The following is a 6,000-nucleotide window of genomic DNA, read 5'->3' on the forward strand; positions in this document are numbered from 1 at the left end:
TGGATGGGTGGACGTCATTACCTTGGGCCGAGTGGTGCCCCCCAAATGATCTGGGAGGATCCACTGGACTGATCGGCACGAAGAGGCCAGGGGAGAAACATCGGAGAGGATTCGGGTTGAGGATTGGAGCTGTCTGCTTTGGAGGGGAGGGGCTGCTGCCGAATGACCCCGCGAATATTAGCTGAACTAGTATTTGCTCCTCTGCACAGCAGGAATCGCGGCCAAATGCTCGGATACATCTTGTGCTGGTACTCGTGCGAGCAGAAGGGCGCGCCGGCTCGTGTATGCCGGCGCGCCCTTCCTCATGCATTGATCGGTTACTGGTCCTTAGCCACGGTGGTCAGTGTGATCTGGCTGCCTTGGAAACAGCCCTTTCCTTGGCCTTTTCCGCGCTGTCATTGACCTCCTGCTTGAGCTGTTGCCAGATGTCGTAGACCACCTCGCCGTATTCCGGGCGGTGCCGGAGTTCGAGTACGTCCCGGGGGCGTTCGAATGGAACGTCCACAAACGCCTTGACCCGGCCAGGCTGCGAGGTCATGATCATGATCCTGTCGCCCAGGGTCACTGCTTCATCAACGCTGTGGGTGATGAAGAGAACTGTTTTGCGGGTTTCATCCCAGATGCGCAGGAGCTCCTCATGCAGAAGTGTCTTGTTCTGCTCGTCAAGGGCCGAGAACGGTTCATCCATGAGCAGGATATCCGGGTCGTTGGAAAAGGCACGGGCAATGGAGACACGCTGGCGCATGCCGCCTGAGAGCTGGTGCGGATAGGCATCCGCAAATGCAGTCAGACCGGTCTTACTCAGGTAATGGCCCACGGTGTCCTTGATTTCAGACTTGGGCACATTCCGCATATTCAGGCCGTAGGCAGCGTTCTCCCACACGGTCATCCACGGGAAAATGGAATCTCCCTGGAACACCATGGAATTCTCCGGACGGTTACTTGCAGCTTCTTTGATGGAGAAGGACCCGGAAGTCGGTTTTTCCAGGCCGGCCAGAATGCGGAGCAGCGTTGTTTTACCGCATCCGCTGGGGCCGACGATCACGAAAAACTGCCCTTTGTCGATGGTGATGTTTATATCGTCAAGGGCCGTGAATGTCTTGCCTTTGGAATCAAACTGTTTGGTCAGATGGTCAACGGAGATTTTGACTTCACTGGTCATCGTGCTGCTTTCGTTTTGAGCCCCGCGGCTGTTCAGATGCGCGCGGTCGGCTTTAACAGTTGTCATGGTCTGCCCTGTCTGTCAGCGGAGACAGCGTATGTCCCCGTGCTCGAATGTGGAATGAGTTTCATCGTTTCCACGGCATGACCCACTTTGCGACTTCGGCCAGGAAGAGCGCGATGATGTACCCCATGACTGCGATGACGAAGATCCCGACATACATGGTTTCGACCGAGAACAGTTGCCAAGCGTTCCAGATCATAAAGCCGAGGCCTTCTTGTGCGCCCATCATTTCGGCAATGGCAATGAGGATCAGGCCCAGGCCGGCGCCGAGCTCGATACCAGTCATGATGCTTGGCATGGCACCCGGAATGGCGACGGTTTTGAAGACCTTCCACTTGCTGGCTCCGTAATTCTTGGAAACGTCGTAGTAGATGGGGGCAACCTGGACGACACCGGACATGGTGTTCATGACGACCGGATAGAACACGCCGATGGCAACCATTACGACCTTGGACATTTCGCCCAGACCGAAGATCAGCAGGATCAAGGGCAACAACGCGCTTTTGGGGATCGGGTACGTACCGGACACCAGCGGCGACAACGCGGACCTGATGGGGCGGCTGAGCCCCATCAGTACGCCGAGCACGATGGCGGGGACAAGCCCCAGCCAGAATCCGTAGAAGAGGCGCTGAATGCTGGCCCACATGTGCATCCACAGTTCACCGGAGGCAATCAGTTCCCCCATCCGCATGAAGATGCTGGACGGTGCAGGGAAGAACCGGGCATCGATGGCGCCGAGATGAACAAAAGCTTCCCAAATGAGGAGCAGGACGACCGGCGTGCCGATTGCCAGGACCCGGTCTGAAACCCCGAATTTGTTTTTCTTGGGACTCCGTCGGGCAGGGTTAACCACCTGGGCGGCCAGCGGAGCTGATGTTTGTGTCACGATAATGTCTTTCTCGTAGCGGCCGGGCTAACCGGCGAATTCGCCGAGTTCGGCCGCGGCGGTCTCGGCGAAGGAAGTGTCGATGATGGAACTCAGCTCGATTGGCTCGCCTTCGATGACTCCTTGGCCAATGAAGAAGTCGTAGTCCTTCTGAAGACTCGCCTGGTCAAGCTTGCCGTCGGGATCGATGTAGTTGGGAACAATTTGACGGTAGAGGTCCGGCTTGATGCCGGTGGCTTCGGTAACGATATCGACAACAGCATCGGCCTTTCCGCTATCCAAGCGGCCATCTTCGAAGGCGCCGACATAGTCGCGCACACCCTTGAGGTAGCCCTTCATAAAGCAGTTGCCTACCTCGGTGTTTTCAGCGAAAGCGGCACTGTAGAGGATGACCGCCAGCTGCTGGGAGCCGTAGGACTCGGACGGGGATGCGAAGCGCACGGCGACTCCTTCCTCTTCCATGAGGGTGGCATTGGGCTCTGTGGTCAGACTGGCGTCGATGCCGCCGTTGGCGAAGGCAGCCAGATGCTCGCCGAAGCCGAGGTAGGAGTGCTCAACGTCGTCATAGCCCAGACCTGCGGACTCGAGCATGGAGGAGAGCGAAGAAGCGGTCGCGGTTGCCTGCGCCGGTTCAGCAATCGCCAAGCCCTTCAGATCTTCCAGGCTTGAAACCTTGCCGTCCTCAACCAAGTCCGTGCGCACCATCATCGGCATGTACGTGTGTTCTTCGTTCATGGTGCCCTTATCCGCGACGATCTTTAGACTGACGTCACGGGCAACGGCGTTGTAGAAGCCGGCGGAGGGGGCTCCGCCTCCAACATCCAAATCGCCCGAGCCCAGGGGCGCAATCATTTTCGCCGCGGAGTCAAAGCTTTGAAAATTAACCTCCAGACCTTCTTCCTTGAAGTAGCCCTTGGAGTCGGCGATGAACATCGGCGCGTCACTGGCGGAGGTCACCACGCCCACATTGACGCTGGTTCCTTCACACGTTCCCTCAGCGGAAGCGCCCGCTGAATCGCCGCCACCACTGCCGCAACCCGTTGCGAGCAGGGCTATCGGGATCGATGCGGCAAATACGCGGGCAAGGGTGGATCGGGATCGACGCATGTGTAATGCCTCCTGTTGAAAAGAACGGAAAATTAAAGGACCTGCCCCAATGCTGCGTGGCCCCGGCTTTGCCCCTTTGCGGGGCGCCTCAGGAAGAGTGTGACACACATCATCACCAAAATGCACGCATTCTGCGCAACTGCGCGCCATGCGGACGAAAATAGAGGGTTTGCCGTACGGGGCGGTCTCGTATGCCTCTCCAGAAATGGTCGATGCGCTATGGTTCCGGATATGGAGCCAGACGAGAAACGTTCGCAGGCGGGGTTTGCGCAGGCCCGGACGAACCTCTCAAATTCAGACCCCGGAAGCAGTGTCAAGGCGCTGGATCGGGGGCTCAAGGTCCTTGCTGCCATCTCTGATGCAGGCCGGCCAAGTAGCGTCTCGGAAATAGCCCTTGCCGTCGGCATGACCCGAACCGCGGCCCGTCGTTTTATCCTTACCTTGGAGCACTTGGGCTATGTCGCATCCCAAGGGCAGGGGTACGTCCTCCAGCCGCGGGTACTTGAGCTGGGCGAAGCGTACTTGAGCAGCCAGCCGTTGGCGGCCGCGGCTCACCCGCACCTGAAGGAGCTTGCGGCAGCAGTTGCCGAGACAGTGTCGCTGACTGTGCTCCATCAGGGCCTCGTTACCTATGTGGACCGCGTCCAGGCATCGCGCATCCTGTCCATCAATATAGTGGTTGGCTCCCGCGTCCCGGCCTATGCCACGGCCACCGGGAGGGTTCTGCTGGCCGGCCTGGAAGAGGCCGCACTGGTTTCTTACTTCTCGGCCCTGCAGGCGCAGTGTTACACGGCAAACACCGAAACCGACGCCGGGGAAATACGCAAAAAGGTATTCGAGGCCAGGGATCAGGGCTGGTTCCTGGCCGACCAGCAGTTCAGGTCCGGAATACGCTCCCTGGCTGTGCCGGTCAAGGATGGCCGAGGTGCCACGTTGGCCGCCATCAATATTTCAGCATCCGCCTCCCGGGTTACTGCTGAGGACCTCAAAAACCAGTATCTGGAACCACTGCGCCAGACCGCGGAGGAGATTGCAGCCGCCGTCACCGGCTGACTCCAGCGTCGGTGGCGTGAGCTTATCCCACAGGCGTATCCGGAGTCAGCTCCACTCCTATCCGTCGTGCGGTTTCTTCGACATGGGGCAGCGAATCGCGGACGAATGCCTGAATCGGGCCAGCGGCATTATTAGTTGCGGTGCTCAACGCTGCAACGATGTTCCCGTCACGATTCCGCAGCGGAACAGAGACGGCTTGGATGCCGACCTCCATTAGCTGGTCCACGGCATTCCAGCCGCGAGAGCGGGTCAGCTCAATGTCCTGCCGGAAATTCGCCAGCCACAAACCCCCGGGCAAACTCCCCGCCCGGACATACTCCTCGAACATGTCCGTCTCGAGCTGGGCCAGGAGGACGCGCCCCAAGCTGGTCTGGTGTGCAGGCAGCCGCGTTCCTTCGGTTACAGTCGGCGCAAATTCACTAGCTGCCATGACACGGCAGATATACCGAACGTCCGCCCCTTCAAGGACGGCTATCGAGGAAGAAGTTCCGAGATGCCGCGCCAGAGTCTGTAGGTGCGGACGACAAATGTCCCTCACCGTTACATGCTGCTTGTGAGTGTATCCAAGCCAAAGCACGCTGGGTGCCAGCTGATACCGTTTGCCAGCGGTTTGGACATAGCCCAGATCCACCAGTGTCATCAGCAACCGCCGCACCGCAGATCGGGAGAGCGCCGTACGCTCCGAGATTTGAGCCAAATTCATCGAAGGGGACTCACCGAAGGCCCGAATGATTGCCAGACCGCGTTCCAATGATTGGACAGCATCGACCGGCCGGGGAGGTTTGCGTTCTTCCGGCAACCGCGTCGAATGAGATATCAAGCAGGTGCTCCTGGCGTTTAGTACCCGGCGTGGATCTGGCGTGTTGTAAGCGACGGTCGCCGGTACGTTCACTTTGCACCGAAGGGTGTCCCATGCCACAATCTTACTCAGCGCGCAGTTGCACGCAATGCGGACGCCCGAGGTCCAAGGCGGGAAGCCGCGAGTTCGCTGGAATTACGTTCGCCAGATGTGGAATCGGCAGACGTCATGTCACCGTCGCTGCCTGCTGAAGACCTGATTCCGAGGGCCGGTCCCGACAGCGGAAAAGCCGGTGCGTCCCCACCCACGTCCGACCCTGACTTTAGGAGCCCATACTCGATGGTCGCAAGACGGGCAGATCGAGCGCCGGCCGGAGGTCTGCTCGTGGTTTTGGCGTGCGCAATGGGGGTAGGTCCTCTCATCATGTACGGCCTGAGTGCAGTTAGCAGCGTAGTCATTGACGACCTGAAGATCAGTGCCGCCCAGTTCGGCTGGCTGGCTACAGTCTGCTTTATTGCTGCCACCGCTTCTTCCGTGGGATTGGGCAGGATCAGCGACCGTACGGATGGCCGGACGCTGATCCTCATTATTTTTGGCGGCGCGGCGGTCGCATTAGCAGTAGCAGGACTGTCCACCGGCTATGCCTGGTTGCTGGTTGCAGTCGGCCTTTCCGGAGCAGCGCAGGCTATGTCCAATCCGGCCACAAACCGGTTGGTGAGCACCCACGTGGATCCGGGAAAACAATCCAAGTGGATTGGGATCAAGCAATCAGGTGTGCAGGGCAGCCAATTCATCGCGGGGCTGTAACTATTCAGGTAGTGGTTGGAGTCCGAGTGGTGGGCAGCGGATTTGGCCGGTGGTGAAGCGGCCGGTGGGTTCGTCGAGTTGGATGACGGCGCTTTGACCGGCCCAGCCGGTAACGGTGCCGGT

At 59.1% G+C, this 6,000-nt stretch carries 6 protein-coding genes; 2 read left to right on the forward strand and 4 right to left on the reverse strand.

The features are described from left to right. Positions 1 to 340: 340 nt before the first annotated feature. The 3 genes from HGO92_RS20825 to HGO92_RS20835 form a co-directional block, all read right to left on the reverse strand. A complete protein-coding gene (locus tag HGO92_RS20825) occupies positions 341 to 1,228 on the reverse strand; it encodes an ABC transporter ATP-binding protein (protein ID WP_240974828.1) in 888 nt (295 codons plus the stop codon). A 61-nt stretch (positions 1,229 to 1,289) separates the two neighbouring features. Beyond that, on the reverse strand, positions 1,290 to 2,111 hold the full coding sequence (locus HGO92_RS23935; RefSeq protein ID WP_205834856.1) for an ABC transporter permease subunit: 822 nt from the start codon (positions 2,109 to 2,111) through the stop codon (positions 1,290 to 1,292). Between the two features lie 27 nt (positions 2,112 to 2,138). Further along, positions 2,139 to 3,218: an ABC transporter substrate-binding protein gene (locus HGO92_RS20835; protein ID WP_169998272.1), complete on the reverse strand. Its 1,080-nt coding sequence runs from the start codon at positions 3,216 to 3,218 to the stop codon at positions 2,139 to 2,141. 231 nt (positions 3,219 to 3,449) lie between these two features. Here HGO92_RS20835 and HGO92_RS20840 point away from each other — a divergent pair, with 231 nt between their 5' ends. Beyond that, complete coding sequence (locus tag HGO92_RS20840; RefSeq protein ID WP_169998274.1) at positions 3,450 to 4,271, forward strand: IclR family transcriptional regulator domain-containing protein; 822 nt, start codon at positions 3,450 to 3,452, stop codon at positions 4,269 to 4,271. A gap of 22 nt (positions 4,272 to 4,293) precedes the next feature. Here HGO92_RS20840 and HGO92_RS24770 read toward each other — a convergent pair whose 3' ends face one another. After that, a complete protein-coding gene (locus HGO92_RS24770; RefSeq protein ID WP_440915790.1) occupies positions 4,294 to 5,190 on the reverse strand; it encodes an IclR family transcriptional regulator domain-containing protein in 897 nt (298 codons plus the stop codon). Positions 5,191 to 5,472: 282 nt separating this feature from the next. Between HGO92_RS24770 and HGO92_RS20850 the strand changes: the two genes are divergently transcribed. Continuing rightward, on the forward strand, positions 5,473 to 5,877 hold the full coding sequence (locus HGO92_RS20850) for an MFS transporter (RefSeq protein ID WP_277351943.1): 405 nt from the start codon (positions 5,473 to 5,475) through the stop codon (positions 5,875 to 5,877). Positions 5,878 to 6,000 lie beyond the last annotated feature (123 nt).

The organism is Crystallibacter degradans (genome assembly GCF_012952295.1).
GTDB classification, from domain to species: domain Bacteria; phylum Actinomycetota; class Actinomycetes; order Actinomycetales; family Micrococcaceae; genus Crystallibacter; species Crystallibacter degradans.

Coding starts and splice junctions, on each gene's coding strand:
- HGO92_RS20835 (WP_169998272.1), bottom strand. CDS start 3,218: ATGCGTCGATCCCGATCCACCCTTGCCCGCGTATTTGCCGCATCGATC.
- HGO92_RS20850 (WP_277351943.1), top strand. CDS start 5,473: ATGGGGGTAGGTCCTCTCATCATGTACGGCCTGAGTGCAGTTAGCAGC.
- HGO92_RS20840 (WP_169998274.1), top strand. CDS start 3,450: ATGGAGCCAGACGAGAAACGTTCGCAGGCGGGGTTTGCGCAGGCCCGG.
- HGO92_RS20825 (WP_240974828.1), bottom strand. CDS start 1,228: ATGACAACTGTTAAAGCCGACCGCGCGCATCTGAACAGCCGCGGGGCT.